Annotated in this window: 14 protein-coding genes; 11 read left to right on the top strand and 3 right to left on the bottom strand. The window is 62.0% G+C overall.

Features of this window, described 5'->3' with window-relative positions; genetic code table 11:
- The first annotated feature begins 761 nt into the window (after window positions 1-761).
- The 5 genes from R3F00_RS12740 to R3F00_RS12720 all read left to right on the top strand — a co-directional run bounded on the left by R3F00_RS12740 (window position 762) and on the right by R3F00_RS12720 (window position 4919).
- Entirely contained in the window at window positions 762-1055 is a 294-nt protein-coding gene (locus tag R3F00_RS12740; RefSeq protein WP_371282168.1) for a glycosyltransferase family 9 protein, read from the top strand.
- 262 nt (window positions 1056-1317) lie between these two features.
- Window positions 1318-2199, top strand: a complete 882-nt coding sequence (locus R3F00_RS12735; protein ID WP_371282167.1) for an ion transporter — start codon at window positions 1318-1320, stop codon at window positions 2197-2199.
- A gap of 380 nt (window positions 2200-2579) precedes the next feature.
- The gene (locus tag R3F00_RS12730) at window positions 2580-3776 is read left to right on the top strand and encodes an MFS transporter (protein WP_371282166.1); all 1197 of its coding nucleotides are present in this window, start codon (window positions 2580-2582) and stop codon (window positions 3774-3776) included.
- 72 nt (window positions 3777-3848) lie between these two features.
- Window positions 3849-4700 carry a formate dehydrogenase accessory sulfurtransferase FdhD gene (gene fdhD, locus R3F00_RS12725; protein WP_371282165.1) on the top strand — a complete coding sequence of 284 codons (852 nt, stop codon included), beginning with the start codon at window positions 3849-3851 and terminating at the stop codon, window positions 4698-4700.
- 3 nt (window positions 4701-4703) lie between these two features.
- The gene (locus tag R3F00_RS12720) at window positions 4704-4919 is read left to right on the top strand and encodes a formate dehydrogenase subunit delta (RefSeq protein ID WP_371282164.1); all 216 of its coding nucleotides are present in this window, start codon (window positions 4704-4706) and stop codon (window positions 4917-4919) included.
- Between the two features lie 284 nt (window positions 4920-5203).
- On the opposite strand, the gene R3F00_RS12715 is transcribed toward R3F00_RS12720, so the two are convergent.
- The gene (locus tag R3F00_RS12715) at window positions 5204-5596 is read right to left on the bottom strand and encodes a hypothetical protein (RefSeq protein WP_371282163.1); all 393 of its coding nucleotides are present in this window, start codon (window positions 5594-5596) and stop codon (window positions 5204-5206) included.
- A 410-nt stretch (window positions 5597-6006) separates the two neighbouring features.
- Window positions 6007-9159, bottom strand: a complete 3153-nt coding sequence (putA, locus tag R3F00_RS12710; protein WP_371282248.1) for a bifunctional proline dehydrogenase/L-glutamate gamma-semialdehyde dehydrogenase PutA — start codon at window positions 9157-9159, stop codon at window positions 6007-6009.
- Window positions 9160-9670: 511 nt separating this feature from the next.
- Between putA and coxB the strand changes: the two genes are divergently transcribed.
- The 4 genes from coxB to R3F00_RS12690 are packed head-to-tail and all read left to right on the top strand — an operon-like array spanning window position 9671 to window position 13762.
- The gene (gene coxB, locus R3F00_RS12705) at window positions 9671-10573 is read left to right on the top strand and encodes a cytochrome c oxidase subunit II (protein WP_371282162.1); all 903 of its coding nucleotides are present in this window, start codon (window positions 9671-9673) and stop codon (window positions 10571-10573) included.
- 29 nt (window positions 10574-10602) lie between these two features.
- Window positions 10603-12225: a cytochrome c oxidase subunit I gene (gene ctaD, locus R3F00_RS12700; protein ID WP_371282161.1), complete on the top strand. Its 1623-nt coding sequence runs from the start codon at window positions 10603-10605 to the stop codon at window positions 12223-12225.
- Between the two features lie 15 nt (window positions 12226-12240).
- Complete coding sequence (locus R3F00_RS12695; RefSeq protein ID WP_371282160.1) at window positions 12241-12858, top strand: cytochrome c oxidase assembly protein; 618 nt, start codon at window positions 12241-12243, stop codon at window positions 12856-12858.
- Between the two features lie 31 nt (window positions 12859-12889).
- Window positions 12890-13762, top strand: coding sequence for a cytochrome c oxidase subunit 3 (locus R3F00_RS12690; RefSeq protein WP_371282159.1), 873 nt, complete (start codon window positions 12890-12892; stop codon window positions 13760-13762).
- Between the two features lie 100 nt (window positions 13763-13862).
- Here the strand turns inward: R3F00_RS12690 and R3F00_RS12685 are convergent, their stop codons facing one another.
- Window positions 13863-14066 (bottom strand): twin transmembrane helix small protein, encoded by a 204-nt coding sequence (locus tag R3F00_RS12685; protein WP_371282158.1) that lies wholly within the window; start codon window positions 14064-14066, stop codon window positions 13863-13865.
- A 48-nt stretch (window positions 14067-14114) separates the two neighbouring features.
- Here R3F00_RS12685 and R3F00_RS12680 point away from each other — a divergent pair, with 48 nt between their 5' ends.
- On the top strand, window positions 14115-14846 hold the full coding sequence (locus tag R3F00_RS12680; protein ID WP_371282157.1) for an SURF1 family protein: 732 nt from the start codon (window positions 14115-14117) through the stop codon (window positions 14844-14846).
- Window positions 14846-15394, top strand: coding sequence for a hypothetical protein (locus tag R3F00_RS12675; protein ID WP_371282156.1), 549 nt, complete (start codon window positions 14846-14848; stop codon window positions 15392-15394). The genes R3F00_RS12680 and R3F00_RS12675 overlap by 1 nt, the downstream gene beginning before the upstream one ends.
- Window positions 15395-15397: the final 3 nt, after the last annotated feature.

The raw sequence follows: 15397 nt of genomic DNA, 5'->3' as shown, positions 1-15397 counted from the left end.
AACTGCTCTTGCGGGAACGCCGTGAAGCGCCGCGAGTTGCATGGCACGCGTTCCTTCTGGTCGAGGGGCACAGAACGGCCGCACATGGTCGAGTGCGAGACAACAGGCGTGTCTTGCTCGGGTCAGATCAAATTGGGTTCCTGGACTGCCGTTGCGGCGATCGTGACCGCGTGCGCCGGGCGTGCAGCTCTCTTGTGGATGCATCGCATGGTCTTGCGTCGGTGCTATCGGATCCTCGGATCCGATGACTCACCAACCCCCTGAGTCGGTTCGCATCGGCGTCGCGATTCGTCGCTGATGGCAATTCCGTGACGGTAGCGGCTGTAACGGCCAGGCCTCGGCACTTCAAACCTTCATGCTCCCGTGAGGGCTTCTTAACAGGCCAGGTCCTATCGTGCGGCCTCCAATCGGAGTCCTTTCCATGCATTTCCTCAATCTTGCCGCGCGCCAGTTCACCTGCGGGTCCAGACCATGCGCCAGATCACTCTGAACACGCAGAGGCTGGCGGCTTGCACCGCGATCGCTTCGTCGCAGGTCGCATCATGATGCCGTCCGCATCATGGCGGATACGGCGGCCGGACCTGATCGGCCGATGGCGCCGGCGAACGCCGGTCCAGCTGAGCAGCCGAACCCTGAATCCTGGATACTTGCCTGCCTTGTGCGTGGACGCGTCGCCCAATGCGCTGACAGCCGCGATTCCGCGCGCCGGTATCCATCGGATCGTTCTGTGTCTGCCTCAGCACACGGTCGCGGAACTGATCATGCTGACTCCTGTTCTGGCCGCACTCCATCGCGACTATCCCGGCGCCCAGGTCGATGCAATCGTGTCCGGACAAGGCTCGGCAGCGGTATTCGCCGACTTTCCGAACTTCAACAGTGCCTTCGAGTTGCCACGCTCTGCCTGGCTGCATCCGTGGTCATGGTTTCGCGTGGTTCGCTCGATTCGCCGCCAGCGCTATGACCTGGCCATTGACAGCGTTCCTGACTGCGCGGGCAGAAGGCCCATCCTGTTGCGTTGCTCATCGAGTCGGCGCGTCTGCATCGGCGGACACTGAATTTCCACGGCCGCACCGATGCGTGCCCGGCACCGCAATCCAATCGCCTGAGTCGACAATGGCACGTTATTCGGCTTCGTTCAGGCCATCTCGTCAAGATCGCAAACCTGATCCGCCAGCGCCCTGACTCGCGCTATCCGGAGGATTTCCGGATCAGGCAGGCCTGTACGCAGTCGAATCGGCTGCTATCCTTCTGCCGCCCACGGGCGCCGGAGTGGAGCCGGCGCGGGATGGCCACGGCTGTACAGGAGCCCGATACCGCATGTCACCACCGGAGTGGTTGGAACCCAATCTGCGCCCGATCCAGAAGGATGGATGGCGTGCCTACCTGTTCCGCCTGATGTTCCAGCATCACAAACCTGATGAGCGCCGCTTCGATGTGGTCCTGCTCATCGCGATCGTGGTCAGCGTGCTCATTGCGATCCTCGACAGCGTCGCCCTGTTGCACGTTCGCTACGGCACGTATTTCTATGCGGCGGAATGGGTCTTCACGATCCTGTTTTCGATCGAGTACCTGATTCGCCTCAGCATCGTGCGCCGGCCGTTGCGCTATGCACTGAGTTTTTACGGTGTCATCGACCTGCTCGCTGCGCTGCCAACCTATATCAGCGTATTCGTCGTGGGTGCAGATCATTTGCTCGTGATTCGCGTGCTGCGCATCCTGCGCGTATTTCGCATCCTCGAGATGGTCGAATTCTCGAAGGAAGGATCCGAGCTCATGCGTGCGCTGCACTCCAGCCGACGCAAGATCGGTCTGTTCGTCCTGTTCGTGGTCCTGATCACCGTGGTGTTCGGCGCCGTGATGTATCTGGTTGAAGGCCCCGAGCACGGATTCACCAGCATTCCGCGCGGCATGTACTGGGCCATCGTGACCATGGCCACGGTGGGTTTCGGCGACATCGTTCCGGTTACGCCGCTGGGACAGGTCATCACCTCGATGATCGTTCTGATCGGCTACGGAATCATTGCCGTGCCGACCGGAATCTTCGGTGCCCAGTTGATCCAGTCCGGGATGGAAAAACGCGCCTCGCGCCGCATCGATTCCACGGATTCCTGTGCGCGATGCGGCGAGCGCGAGCACCTTGCCGAGGCGCGCTACTGCCACTGTTGCGGCGAGCGGCTGACGGTTGAAGCCGCGGAATGAGTCCTGGCAGAGCCACGACATTCATTCCGCCGATGGACTGATTCGACAAGCACGATATCGAAGTCATCCTCGACTATGATGTCTCCAAGCTCGAACGCAGCGCGATCCTGCACTCCTTCACTGTCCGGATACTGGTTGAACCCTGTGTGGAATGCTTTCGATATCTTCATTGAGCGCGTCGATGGACTCACCACGAGCAGGACTGTCGGTCCGGGAAGTCCGGGCATTGTGGATCTCCCTGATTTGCGCCTGACTACCCAATCGCATTACGGCGGCGGAGACGAAATGGCGCAACCGGAGAGACTCGTGAGCTACTCTCCCGGAAGATCCGGGATCGACCTTCAGGCCGTCATGTCCGACGGCAGCACCTGGCACTCCGAATGACCCGGACAGCAGCGGCGCGACCGCCAATTCCCCGCAGCGTCTGGGCGCTCGGCTTCGTCAGCCTGTTCACCGACATGGGCTCGGAAATGGTCCATGCGTTGCTGCCGGTGCTTCTGGTTGGAGGCCTCGGGGCAAGTGCACTGGTCCTCGGAATAATCGAGGGTGCGGCTGAAGCCCTGGTTCTGATCACCAAGGTGTTCTCGGGCTACATCAGCGATGCATTCGGACGCCGCAAACCGCTGGTGCTGCTCGGCTACGGGCTGGCTGCGATAGTAAAACCCATGTTTCCACTGGCCGGCTCGGTGGGCACCGTGCTCACCGCGCGCCTGCTCGATCGTTTCGGCAAGGGCATCCGTGGCGCCCCGCGCGACGCGCTGATTGCCGATGTGACGCCGCAGGAGGTGCGCGGGGCGGCCTATGGCATGCGCCAATCGATGGACACGGTTGGCGCCGTAGTTGGCCCCTTGCTCGCGGTCGGTCTGATGGCCCTGTTTCTGGGCGACATTCGCAGCGTGCTCTGGTTTGCCGTGCTGCCTGGAATCATTGCCGTTGCCCTGATCGTGTTCGTGGTGCGCGAACCTGCGAGCACACAGCGTGCGGCACGCTTGCCGATCACGCGCGCCGGTCTGGCCAGCCTGGGACGCCCATTCTGGATGGTGGTCGTGCTTGGCGGGCTGTTGTCACTGGCGCGATTCAGTGAAGCATTCCTGATCCTGCGCGGGTCGCAACTGGGCCTGTCGAACACCATGGTTCCGCTGGTGCTGGTCGTTATGAGCCTCGTCTACACGGCATCGGCGTGGCCGGTGGGTGCGCTCTCCGATCGCTGGACGCGTCGTGGACTGTTTGCTTCCGGCGTGCTGGTGCTGATCGCAGCCGATGCGGTGCTGGCCTGGGCCAGCGGGGCGCTTGCCGTGTTTGTCGGTGCAGGACTATGGGGTCTGCATTTGGGGCTGACCCAGGGACTGCTCTCGGCGATGATCGCCGATACCGTACCGGCCGCCTGGCGCGGCACCGGCTTCGGCGTGTTCAGCCTCGTGGCAGGCATCGCGTTGCTTGCCGCCAGCGTACTCGCCGGGGCCCTGTGGGATTTTCAGGGTGCTCCGGTCACGTTCATGGTCGGCGGCCTGTTTGCCGTGCTTGCCCTGTGCGCCTTGCCTCTGCTCGACAAGGGATACGCTCCGCGTCCGCACTAGTCCGCGCCTGGGACTGAAACTTCGGGCTGGAGGCCTGCTATTGTTTACTTCAGCACGAAGCGGGCAAGCAGCATGCAATCCCGATCTACCCTGTCGAACAGTCCGATCCCCGATGATGGCGAAGCCGTCAGCGTGCGCAGGCCCGTCGAGAGATTCCATCTCGGCCAGAACGTTCACGACGAGGACTGGATTGCCAGCGAGATTCCGCTTGCACTCCACTACAACGACCATGCCCACGTTGTCATGATGGCGACGCCGATGGATCTGGAAGACTTCGCGCTCGGATTCAGTCTCAGCGAAGCCATCATCGAATCGGCGGAAGAATTCGAATCAGTGAGTGTGCATCAGCGTCTTGAAGGCTTCGAGCTCTCCGTGCGCATACCCGAAGCACGCGTCGAGGCCATCGCGCAACGCCAGCGCAACCTGAGCGGGCGCAGCAGTTGCGGACTTTGCGGAACCCAGCAGCTCGAAGATGTCGTACGACATCCGCCCCGGGTGGGGAGGGGACCGATGGTACCCGGTGCAAATCTGCACAGGGCACTGGCTGCACTCGATTCCGCACAACCCCTGAACAGTCGCACCGGCGCGACCCATGCCGCAGCCTGGGCCGATTCGGGTGGGAACCTGATGCTCGTGCGTGAAGATGTCGGTCGGCACAACGCGCTCGACAAACTGATCGGCGCGATGGCGAAGCGTGCGGTTGCAGTGGATGGAGGTTTCCTCGTACTGACCAGTCGCGCAAGCTACGAGATGGTGCAGAAGGCGGCGACTGTCGGCATCAGCCTCGTGGTCGCGATTTCGGCGCCGACGGCCCTGGCCATCCACCTGGCGGAGTCGACCGGCGTCACCCTGATCGGGTTCGCGCGGGCCACCAGCCATGTCATCTATACCCATCCGGATCGCATCGGCCAGGCCGGGAGCTGAATCATGGACGTACAGCGCCTGGTCGCAATGGCCAATGATATTTCCAGCTACTTCGCCTCCGACCCGGATCGCGAGGCAGGCGTCGCCGGTGTCGCCGAGCACCTGAGGAAATTCTGGGATCCGCGCATGCGCAGTCAACTCATCGCCTACCATCGGGCTGGTGGAACCGGGCTCAGTGAACTCGCCAGCGCGGGTGTCGCGCGGCTGGCGGCCGACTGACTGGCGCGGCCGGATTATCTGCGGTCGCGGGGCTCGGCCCTGAATTGTGCTGGAAGGCCTCGCCTGTCAATCAAGGCTGACCGCGAGTCCGGTTGGCAAACCACGTTTCTCAGCCTCGAACTTCATTGACCGCGACCGGACCCTGTCGATGCCAAGGACGGCAGCAGGCTCGGGTGTCCGCCGCCCTGTCCTCGCACCCTAGTGCAGCAGTCCTTCCTTACGGGCGTCGCAGCCATGCGCCGCCCGAGGTCAACGGGCATGCCCGCCGACGTTTTCCGCGCGGGCTAGTCGGCCAGCGCGAACGAGTCGTCAGTCGGCAGCATCGCGACGGAGACAAGAACCGACGGGTACGCCTGAGCCTGGTCGATATCGGCCAGCACGGTCACGGTCGGCAGTGTGAAGACGGCCAATGCTTCGGTGTCGAGGCCTACCGTGACGGCCGGCAACAGGGTCACGCGTACCGGCTTCGCGGTCGAGACATACCAGCGCTGCGGCGCCGAGGGGTCGGATGCGTTGGCCGTCACCTTCATCGTCGGCATCAGGGTAGCCTGGAACGGCGTGGTGTCGGCGATCGTGGCGGTCGATTGCGCAGTTGCGCTGAAACTCAGGGCAGCGAGCAGTGCTGCACTGACCAGGGTTGTCATGGATTTTCGGATTGCGGATTTGCGAGCACTCATGGGGGTTCTCCTGCAAGCGGGTCTTGCAAACTAGAGGGAGCAAGCACCATGCCACTCCGGAAGTTTTCATCGCTTGCAGTAAATGAGATGCAGGATCAACGAATTAAGTTGCCATGACTTAAGTCATGCATGCGTTTTCGGACGCCTTTGCGGACAGTTTCATGTGTCCGTGGACACCCGTGAGCGCTTGCAGAATCGTGCCGAGAACAGGCCAGAAGTCATGTCGCGGAGCCCGCCAGATAAATGCGGGCGCATGTGCATGCGGTGCCCAGGAATGATCGCGCGGGCAGTGCTCCTGCGAACGCGATTTCGCTGGCGCTTTGCCTGGCATGTGCCGGCCCGGAATTTCCGGGCTCAACCATCCGGCTTCGCTGGAGCCGCGAAGCCGGATGGAAGCCTGTCAACCGGTATCAGTCGGCCAGCGTCAGCAGCGACGCATTACCACCGGCAGCGGTCGTGTTGATGGTCACCGTGCGTTCGGTCGAGAAGCGCAGCAGGTAGTGCGGGCCGCCGGCCTTGGGGCCGGTTCCGGAGAGATTTTCCCCGCCGAATGGCTGCACGCCGACCACGGCACCGATCTGGTTGCGGTTGACATAGCAGTTGCCGACGCGAGAGCGCTTGACGATGTGATTGATGGTGTCGTCGATGCGGCTGTGGATGCCGAGGGTCAAGCCGTAGTTGGTGGCATTGATCGCGTCGATGACCTTGTCGAGATCATTCGCCTTCCAGCGCAGCACGTGCAGGACGGGCCCGAAGATTTCCTTGTGCAGGATATCCAGGCGCGGGATCTCGTAGGCGCGCGGCTCGAAGAATGTGCCATGCGCGGTGCCCTCGGTCGCACTGACCTTGTTGATCAGCTTCGCTTCGCGATCCATGCGCTCGGCATGTTCGCTGAGCTCCCTGTGCGAGGCCTCGTCGATGACCGGACCGACATCCGTCGAGAGCAAGCCCGGGTCGCCCATGACCAGTTCGTTCATCGCGCCAGTGAGCATGGCGATGACCTTGTCGGCAATGTCCTCCTGCACGAACAGGACGCGGGCGGCAGAGCAGCGTTGACCGGCCGAGTCGAAGGCCGACGCACAGACATCCTTGACCAGCTGCTCGGGCAGGGCCGATGAATCGGCGATCAGCGCATTCTGCCCTCCGGTTTCGGCGATCAGAGCGGCGATCGAGGAATCGCGTGCAGCCAGCGTACGGTTGATGGTCCAGGCTGTTTCGGTGGAACCCGTGAAGCACACGCCGGCGACTTCCGGGCGGGTCAACAAGGTCTTTCCGAGTACGGATCCCTTGCACGGCACGAATTGCAGCACGTCCTCCGGAATGCCGGCCTCATGCAGCAGCTTGACCGCGGCATAGCCGATCAGGGTGGTCTGGTCGGCCGGCTTGGAGATCACGCTGTTGCCGGCAGCCAGTGCGGCGACCACCTGACCCATGAAAATGGCCAGCGGGAAGTTCCACGGACTGATGCAGACGAACACGCCGCGTCCATGCAGGGACAGCTCGTTGGTTTCGCCGGTAGGGCCAGGCAGGATCTCCGGCTGGGCGAACATCTTGCGAGCGATCGACGCGTAGTAGCGGCAGAAGTCGGCGGCCTCGCGCACTTCGGCGATTGCGGCCGACATGGTCTTGCCCGCTTCGCGAACGCACAAGGCGATGAATTCCGCCCGGCGCGCTTCAAGCAGGTCGGCAGTGTGCTCGAGGATCTTGGCCCGGCTTGCGGCGGGCAAGGCATCCCAACCCGGTTGCGCGGCGACGGCGTTGGCCAGGGCTTTCTCCATTGCCGGCACATCGGCGCCACGGGTTTCGCCGATGACGCGACGACGATCGGACGGATCCGTCACTTCGCGCATTTCACCGGAGTTCTTGATCCCCGGCACCAGCGGCTCGGCCTTCCACGGCTTGCGGGCCGCGTTGACTGCTTCGGCGAGTGCATTCAGTTCATTGTCGTTGGAAAGATTGACGCCCATGGAATTCTTCCGTTGCTCGCCGAACAGTGCGATCGGCTGTGGGATGCGGGGATGTGGTTTGTGCTCAAGCGGACGGACCAGTTCGCAGGGATCGGCGACGAGGTCGCGGATCGGCACGTCCTCGTCGACGACGCGATTGACGAAACTCGTGTTGGCACCGTTTTCGAGCAGGCGGCGCACCAGATAGGGCAGCAGGTCCTCGTGACTGCCAACCGGCGCGTAGACACGGCAAGGGACATTGAGGTTCTGCTTGCCCATCACCTCTTCGTAAAGGTCGTTGCCCATGCCATGCAGTCGCTGGAACTCGAACGGCCGGCCGCGCGAGAAATGATGGATCGCGGCAATCGTATGCGCGTTGTGGGTGGCGAATTGCGGGTAGATCTGCTCCGAACCGATCTCGAAAAGTTGCTTTGCGCAGGCCAGGTAGGACACGTCGGTGTTCGGTTTGCGCGTATACACCGGGTAACCGGCCAGGCCCAGCTCCTGGGCGCGCTTGATCTCGGAATCCCAGTAGGCTCCCTTGACCAGGCGCACGCACCAGCGACGCCCGGCCTTGCGCGCGGTTTCGCCCAGCCAGTCGATCACGAACGGCGCGCGCTTCTGATAGGCCTGCACGGCGAGTCCGAACCCGTTCCAGCCGTCCAGTGAAGGATCGGCGAATACGGCACCGATCACGTCCAGCGACAGCTCCAGGCGATCGGCCTCTTCGGCATCGACCGTCATGCCGATGCCCTGCGCCTTGGCCATCTGCGCAAGCTCAAGCACGCGTGGTGTCAGTTCGGCGTGAACACGCGCGCGGTTCTGCACGTCGTAGCGCGGATGAATGGCCGAAAGCTTGACCGAAATGGACGGTGCATCGAGCACGTCTTGCCATGGCCCTTTCCTGCCCAGGGCCACGATCGCATCGCGGTAGGCCTGCATGTAGCGCTCGGCATCGGCCAGGGTCAGCGCGGCCTCACCCAGCATGTCGTAGGAATAGCGATAGGGAGCATGCTCTTTCCTGGCCGAACGTTCCTGAGCCTCCTTGATCGTGCGGCCCATGACGAACTGGTGGCCCATGATGCGCATGGCCTGACGCACGGCAAGGCGGATCACGGGTTCGCCTGCGCGCCCGACCAGACGGCGCAGGGCGCCGACGAAGTTGGACCGGGTCTCTTCGGCCAGTTCGACCAGCTCGCCGGTCAGCATCAGGCCCCAGGTGGAGGCATTCACGAACAGCGATTCGCTGGCTCCGACATGCTTTTTCCAGTTCGCCTCGCCGAGCTTGTCGCGGATCAGCTTGTCCGCCGTTTCTGAATCCGGCACGCGCAGCAGAGCTTCTGCGACGCACATCAGCAGCACGCCTTCCTCGCTGGAAAGGTCGTACTCGCGCATGAATGACTCGACCGCGCTCTGGTCGTCGGCCTTGGCGCGCACACGGGCGACGAGATCTGAAGCGGCGGCCAGCACCATGTCGCGCTCGGCCGGTGCCAGGCTGGCCTGGGCCAGCAACTCGTTGACGGCTTCGGTTTCGTCCCGCGACCAGGCAGCAGTGATCCGGGCACGAGCCGAATCGACGTTGGCGGGGAGTTCTGGGGAAAGGATCTCGCTCACAATGAGTGGGCTCTCGAGTGCTGCGGCGTTAACGACAGACTGCGTCGTGGGATGGGTATCGGGTCGGCGTCGCGTCGATCCGGGCTGGCCTTCCGGCTGCATCCTGGTGCCGCCAGCCAGATTGAAGCCCCGCCTTGTGGCTGGCGCGGCCCGAATCGGGCCATCCTGGCACTACAAGCTGTCGCGTGGATTCCGATCAGGCACCGCTGCACCACGAACCGCATGGCAAACCCGTATTCCGGCGGGAACACAGCGCCCTAGTGTAAAGACCCCATTGGCTGCGGCCAAGCACCCTCTGCGACCTATTGACACGCGCCAATTCGGCCCGATCCGGGCTTTGTCCTTGCCGCTGCCGCAGACGCTCCACTATCATTCCGAGGTTCCCCGTCCATCATTTGAATGAATGATGTACCTCCGACCCGGTTGCGGGCCGGCCGGGGCCAGCGTTTTCCGTGTCGGTCGCTAGCCGGGCCGATGGGTGATCCAAGCGAATTACGTATTCAAGGTGATGGCAATGATGTCAGTTGGGTTCTCGCGAATGCGCCGCGTGCTGGCCGCGCCGGCTCTGATCGTCACGGGCATGCTCGCGAGTGCCGCGGCAAGCGCCAACCCCGAGCCATGGCAGCTCAACCTGGTCAAGGGCGTGACCAAGACCTCGCACGAAGTGCATGACATCCACATGATCATGCTGTGGATCTGCGTGGTCATCGGCGTCATCGTCTTCGGCGTGATGTTCGTGGCCATGTTCCGCTTCCGCAAATCGAAGGGCGCGGTTGCAGCCACCTGGAGCCACAGCACCAAGCTGGAGGCGGCCTGGACGATCATTCCAATCCTGATCCTGATCGGCAGCGCCTGGCCGGCAACCAAGCTGTTGCTGCGCATGGCCGACACCTCGGGTTCGGACATGACCATCAAGATCACCGGTTACCAGTGGAAGTGGCGCTACGAGTACGTTGACTACTACGGCAAGCAGCCTGACATCAATTTCGTCTCCAGCCTGGCTTCGGATTCGAATCGTGCCCGCCAGCTCGGTTCGGGCATCGATCCCGCATCGATTCAGGTCGACGGCGTTCCAACCTATCTGCTCGACGTGGACAAGCCGCTCGTCCTGCCGGCCGGGGTCAAGGTGCGTTTCGTGATCACCGCCGATGATGTCATCCACGCCTGGTGGGTACCCCAGTTGGGCTGGAAGCAGGACGCCATCCCCGGAATCATCAACTCCACCTGGACCCAGGTCGACCAGCCCGGCATCTACCGCGGGCAATGCGCCGAGCTGTGCGGCAAGGACCATGGCTTCATGCCGATCGTGGTCAAGGTTCTTCCGAAGGCCGAATTCGAACAGTGGATGGCTGACCAGGCGCCTGCGCCTGAAGCCACCGCAAGCACTATTGCTCCGACGACAGCCCCGCAGGGCTGATTCCGTTACTGAATCTTGAGGTAGAGGCCATGGCCCACGCTGCCGTCCACGACGACCACCACGACGCCCACGATCACAAGCCGCAAGGCTTCCTGCATCGCTGGCTGTTCACGACCAACCACAAGGACATCGGTACCCTCTACCTGGTGTTCGCGCTGATCATGTTCTTGATCGGTGGAACGATGGCGATGATCATCCGCGCCGAGCTTTTCCAGCCCGGAATGCAGCTGGTCGAGCCCCAGTTCTTCAACGAGATGACCACGGTGCACGCCCTGGTCATGATCTTCGGCGCTGTCATGCCGGCTTTTGTCGGCCTGGGCAACTGGATGATTCCATTGCAGATCGGCGCGCCGGACATGGCCCTGCCGCGCATGAACAACTGGTCGTTCTGGATCCTGCCGTTCGCCTTCACCCTGCTGTTGTCGACCCTGTTCATGCCGGGTGCCGGACCGCAGGGCGGCTGGACCCTGTATCCGCCCCTGTCCCTGCAGGGCGGCAACAGCGTCGCCTTCGTGATCTTCGCCATCCACATGATGGGCATCAGCTCGATCATGGGCGCGATCAACATCATCGCGACCATCCTCAACATGCGCGCGCCGGGCATGGACCTGCTGAAGATGCCGATTTTCGCCTGGTCGTGGCTGATCACCGCTTTTCTGCTGATCGCAGTCATGCCCGTGCTGGCCGGTGCGGTCACCATGTTGCTGACCGACAAGTTCTTCGGCACCAGCTTCTTCAATGCCGCGGGCGGCGGTGACCCGGTGATGTTCCAGCATATTTTCTGGTTCTTCGGGCACCCCGAGGTCTACATCATGATCCTGCCGGCGTTCGGCATCATCAGCGAGATCATCCCGACCTTTGCGCGCAAGCCGCTGTTCGGCTACCAGGCAATGATCTACGCCGTCGCCTCGATCGCGTTTCTTTCCTTCATCGTCTGGGCCCACCACATGTTCACGGTCGGCATGCCGTTGGGCGGCGAGCTCTACTTCATGTACGCGACGATGCTGATCGCCATTCCGACCGGGGTGAAGGTATTCAACTGGGTGACCACGATGTGGGAAGGTTCGATGACCTTCGAAACCCCGATGCTGTTTGCGATCGCCTTTGTCATCCTGTTCACGATCGGTGGATTCTCGGGATTGATGCTGGCCATCGTGCCGGCCGACTTCCAGTACCACGACACCTATTTCGTCGTTGCCCACTTCCACTACGTGCTGGTCACCGGCGCCATCTTCGCGATCATGGCTTCGGTCTACTACTGGCTGCCGAAGTGGTGCGGAAACATGTACAGCGAGCGCTGGGGCAAGATCCATTTCTGGATGAGCGTGATTTCGGTCAACGTCCTGTTCTTCCCGCAGCACTTCCTCGGCCTGGCCGGCATGCCGCGCCGAATCCCGGACTACAACGTCGCCTTCGCCGACTTCAACATGATCAGTTCGATTGGCGGTTTCTGGTTCGGCCTGAGTCAGTTGCTGTTCGTCGGCGTCATCGTCCATGCCGTGTATTTCTCGAAGAAGCGCGCGACCACCCAGGTCTGGGAAGGCGCACGCGGACTTGAATGGACCGTGCCTTCGCCGGCACCGCATCACACGTTTACCGAGCCGCCCGTGATCAAGGACTCCATGCTCGCGCACGGAGACGTTACTCACTAGTGGGTGCGTTCGTCGATGAATAGAGATTCCGACCAGCACGAAGCTGCTCCTCGCGCGAAGCATGACGCGCGCGGGATTGCCAAGACTGCGCTTTGGGTGGTGGCGGCTTCGTTTCTGTTCGGCTTTGCCCTGGTGCCGATCTACCGGATTGCCTGTGAGCATGTGCTGGGCATCAAGTTGTCGGGTGAAGTGGCAGATGCGGCCAGCGTGGCCCTGATGCAGGTCGACGAGTCCCGGACGGTTACCGTCGAATTCATTGCCAGCGTGAACAGCAAGTTGCCATGGGAGTTCAAGGCCGAGAAAGCGCGGGTCGAGGTACATCCGGGCGCGTTGACCGAAGTCTGGTTTGACGCGACGAACGACTCGGGAGCGGCCATCGTCGGCAACGCCGTTCCCAGCGTCGCACCGAGTGAGGCCTCGCCCTACTTCAACAAGACCGAGTGCTTCTGCTTCACCGAGCAGGTGCTCGATGGCGGCGAATCACGGCGCATGCCGGTTCGATTCGTGGTCGATCCGCAGCTTCCGGAAGGCGTGAAGACGCTGACGCTTTCCTATACCTTCTACGCAAACGAGGCGGCGACCAGCCGACTGAGTTTGGTTTCACTGCCGCACGACGGCATCGCAAGCAACTGACCTATACCTTCGAGTCCGGGGTTCCAAGATCATGGCGCATACACAAGGTGCTTACTACGTTCCACACGGCAGCCACTGGCCGATCGTGGGCTCAATCGGCCTGTTCAGCACGGTCATCGGTGCGGCGAACCTGTTCAACGGCGGCAGCGGACTGACTGCGCAGCCGCTGATGTTCCTGGGCTTCGCGATCATCATCTTCATGATGTTCGGCTGGTTCGGAACGGTCATCCGCGAGTCGGTGGCCGGCACCTACAACAGCCAGGTCGACGTTTCGTTCCGCATGGGCATGATGTGGTTCATCTTCTCCGAAGTCATGTTCTTCGCCGCGTTCTTCGGTGCCCTGTTCTACGCACGCATGTATTCGGTGCCGTGGATCGGCGGTGAGGGTCATGGCACCCTGACCAACTATTTCCTGTGGGAAGGTTTCACGCCGAGCTGGCCGACCAACGGCCCCGGCGACATCGGCGGCGCATTCGAGACGATTCCACCGTGGCACCTGCCCCTGATCAATACTCTGCTCCTGCTCAGCTCGGGCGTGACCATTACCTTTGCCCATCACGCGCTGCGTCAGGGCCATCGCCGTGCCTTGCTGGTCTGGCTTGCGGCAACGATCGCGCTGGGTGCCGCCTTCCTTTATTTCCAGGCTACCGAGTACATCGAAGCCTATGAACACCTGAACCTGACCCTGGGCAGCGGCATCTACGGTTCGACCTTCTTCATGCTGACCGGTTTCCACGGCATGCACGTGACGCTCGGAGCGATCATGCTGACCGTGATCTGGTTTCGTTGCGCCAAGGGACACTTCACTCGCGACAACCACTTCGGCTTCGAAGCCGTCGCCTGGTACTGGCACTTCGTGGACGTGGTCTGGCTCGGCCTGTTCGTGTTTGTGTACGTGCTTTAAGAGCCGGGAATAGGGAGTGGGGAACAGGGAATCGGAAAAGCGGCGATCGGCGAGAATGCCGCTCTAACGATTCTCCATTCCCGATTCTCCATTCTCAGCTTCACAAGCCGTGCGGCTGAATGTAGCCCGTGGCCATGCCGATGATGATCAGGATGATCAACAGGACGGATAGGGCGATTCGCCGGGTCAGCGCCTTGACGGTCTTATCCGAGCCGCCCTTGTCGGTCATCATGTAATAAAGACCGGCACCGAGATTCCAGACGATGGCTATCAGAAAAACGACGATCAGGATCTTGCTGGTCATGCCGCCTCGCAGTCGAACGCATTGCGGGCAAGTATAGCTGCTGATGCCGTGAATCGACGCTGGTACAAACCTTCCTGGCTTGCCGTCGTGCTGCTCGTTTCGGGACTGCTTCTGTTTTGCGTTCTTGGATTCTGGCAGCTGGATCGCGCCGCCGAAAAGGAGCAGTTGCTGGCAGCCTATGCAACGCAGGCAGATGCGCCGGTCATGTCGCTTGCGAAGGCGCGCGAGCAATCACGAGTCGGACTGCTTCCACACGTCAGGGTGAGCGGCCGCTACGATGCGACGCATACCTACCTGCTCGATGACCAGGTGCGCAACGGTCGACAGGGGAGGCTCGCTTTTGCTCTGTTTGTTCCGGACGACGGTGCGCTGCCGCTGCTGGTCAATCTGGGTTTCCTTGCGCACGGTGGCGACGGTTCGGCGCCGGAACTGCCGGACTTGCCGGTGGATCGGGTGACCATCGAAGGCTTGTATGGCCGCGCACCCGGAACGGGCCTGCGCATGGGTGGCAATGCACTGCCGGGCCAGAGCAGTTGGCCGAAGCTGACGATCTATATCGACACCGTAGAAATAGGCGAGGATCTGGGACGCAGCATCGACAGCGGCGTGCTGTTGCTGGATGCGGATCCCGAATCCGACTTCGTGCGGGAATGGACGCCGCAGATCATCCCGCCGGAGAAGCATCTCGGCTACGCATTTCAGTGGTTCTGTTTTGCCCTGGCTTCCCTGATCATCTTTATCGTGCTGCATTGGCGGCGCCCGAAAAACGAGACCGAATAATGCAGACACGAAACCGAAAGCGCTTGCAGCTGATCCTGCTGGCCTCGCTGTTCATCCTGCCGATGGGCGTTGCCGCGCTGCTCGCGTTTTCCGGCTGGGTGCCGGATGCTCGCAGCTATGGAGAAGGCATAGTCCCGCAACGAATGGTCGATGACATCCCGGTCGAGCTGGCCGGTGGGGATCGCCTGGACTGGCATGATCCGGAGTGGCGCTGGAGTGTTGTCGCAATTCCGGGTCGCAGCTGTGCCGACGCGTGCATGCAGCAGCTCGACCAGATCCATCGGGCAAGGGTTTCCCTGAACCAGAAGGCCAATCGTGTGAGGTTGCTGTATCTGGGTACGCCACCGGTTGGCACCGATGCCGAAGCCCTGATGCAGCCCTGGGATATCGGCAAGGACCTTGACAGCGATTTCGCCGAATGGAAACCCGATACCGATGATGGCGTGGCGCTGGTCCTGGTCAAGCCCGACGCCATCGCGCTGACGTTCTACCCGGACGGATTCGATGCCAGTGGCCTGCGCAAGGACCTGGCCAAGGTGACCAAGTAAGTC

This window comes from Dokdonella sp. (assembly GCF_041395345.1).
GTDB lineage: Bacteria > Pseudomonadota > Gammaproteobacteria > Xanthomonadales > Rhodanobacteraceae > Dokdonella.
This window is presented reverse-complemented; position numbering and strand designations above follow the sequence as displayed.

Excerpts from the sequence above, each read along its gene's own strand:
- R3F00_RS12740 (WP_371282168.1), top strand. The coding sequence starts at position 762 with ATGCTGACTCCTGTTCTGGCCGCACTCCATCGCGACTATCCCGGCGCC.
- R3F00_RS12735 (WP_371282167.1), top strand. The coding sequence starts at position 1,318 with ATGTCACCACCGGAGTGGTTGGAACCCAATCTGCGCCCGATCCAGAAG.
- R3F00_RS12730 (WP_371282166.1), top strand. The coding sequence starts at position 2,580 with ATGACCCGGACAGCAGCGGCGCGACCGCCAATTCCCCGCAGCGTCTGG.
- fdhD (WP_371282165.1), top strand. The coding sequence starts at position 3,849 with ATGCAATCCCGATCTACCCTGTCGAACAGTCCGATCCCCGATGATGGC.
- R3F00_RS12720 (WP_371282164.1), top strand. The coding sequence starts at position 4,704 with ATGGACGTACAGCGCCTGGTCGCAATGGCCAATGATATTTCCAGCTAC.
- R3F00_RS12715 (WP_371282163.1), bottom strand. The coding sequence starts at position 5,596 with ATGAGTGCTCGCAAATCCGCAATCCGAAAATCCATGACAACCCTGGTC.
- coxB (WP_371282162.1), top strand. The coding sequence starts at position 9,671 with ATGATGTCAGTTGGGTTCTCGCGAATGCGCCGCGTGCTGGCCGCGCCG.
- ctaD (WP_371282161.1), top strand. The coding sequence starts at position 10,603 with ATGGCCCACGCTGCCGTCCACGACGACCACCACGACGCCCACGATCAC.
- R3F00_RS12695 (WP_371282160.1), top strand. The coding sequence starts at position 12,241 with ATGAATAGAGATTCCGACCAGCACGAAGCTGCTCCTCGCGCGAAGCAT.
- R3F00_RS12690 (WP_371282159.1), top strand. The coding sequence starts at position 12,890 with ATGGCGCATACACAAGGTGCTTACTACGTTCCACACGGCAGCCACTGG.
- R3F00_RS12685 (WP_371282158.1), bottom strand. The coding sequence starts at position 14,066 with ATGACCAGCAAGATCCTGATCGTCGTTTTTCTGATAGCCATCGTCTGG.
- R3F00_RS12675 (WP_371282156.1), top strand. The coding sequence starts at position 14,846 with ATGCAGACACGAAACCGAAAGCGCTTGCAGCTGATCCTGCTGGCCTCG.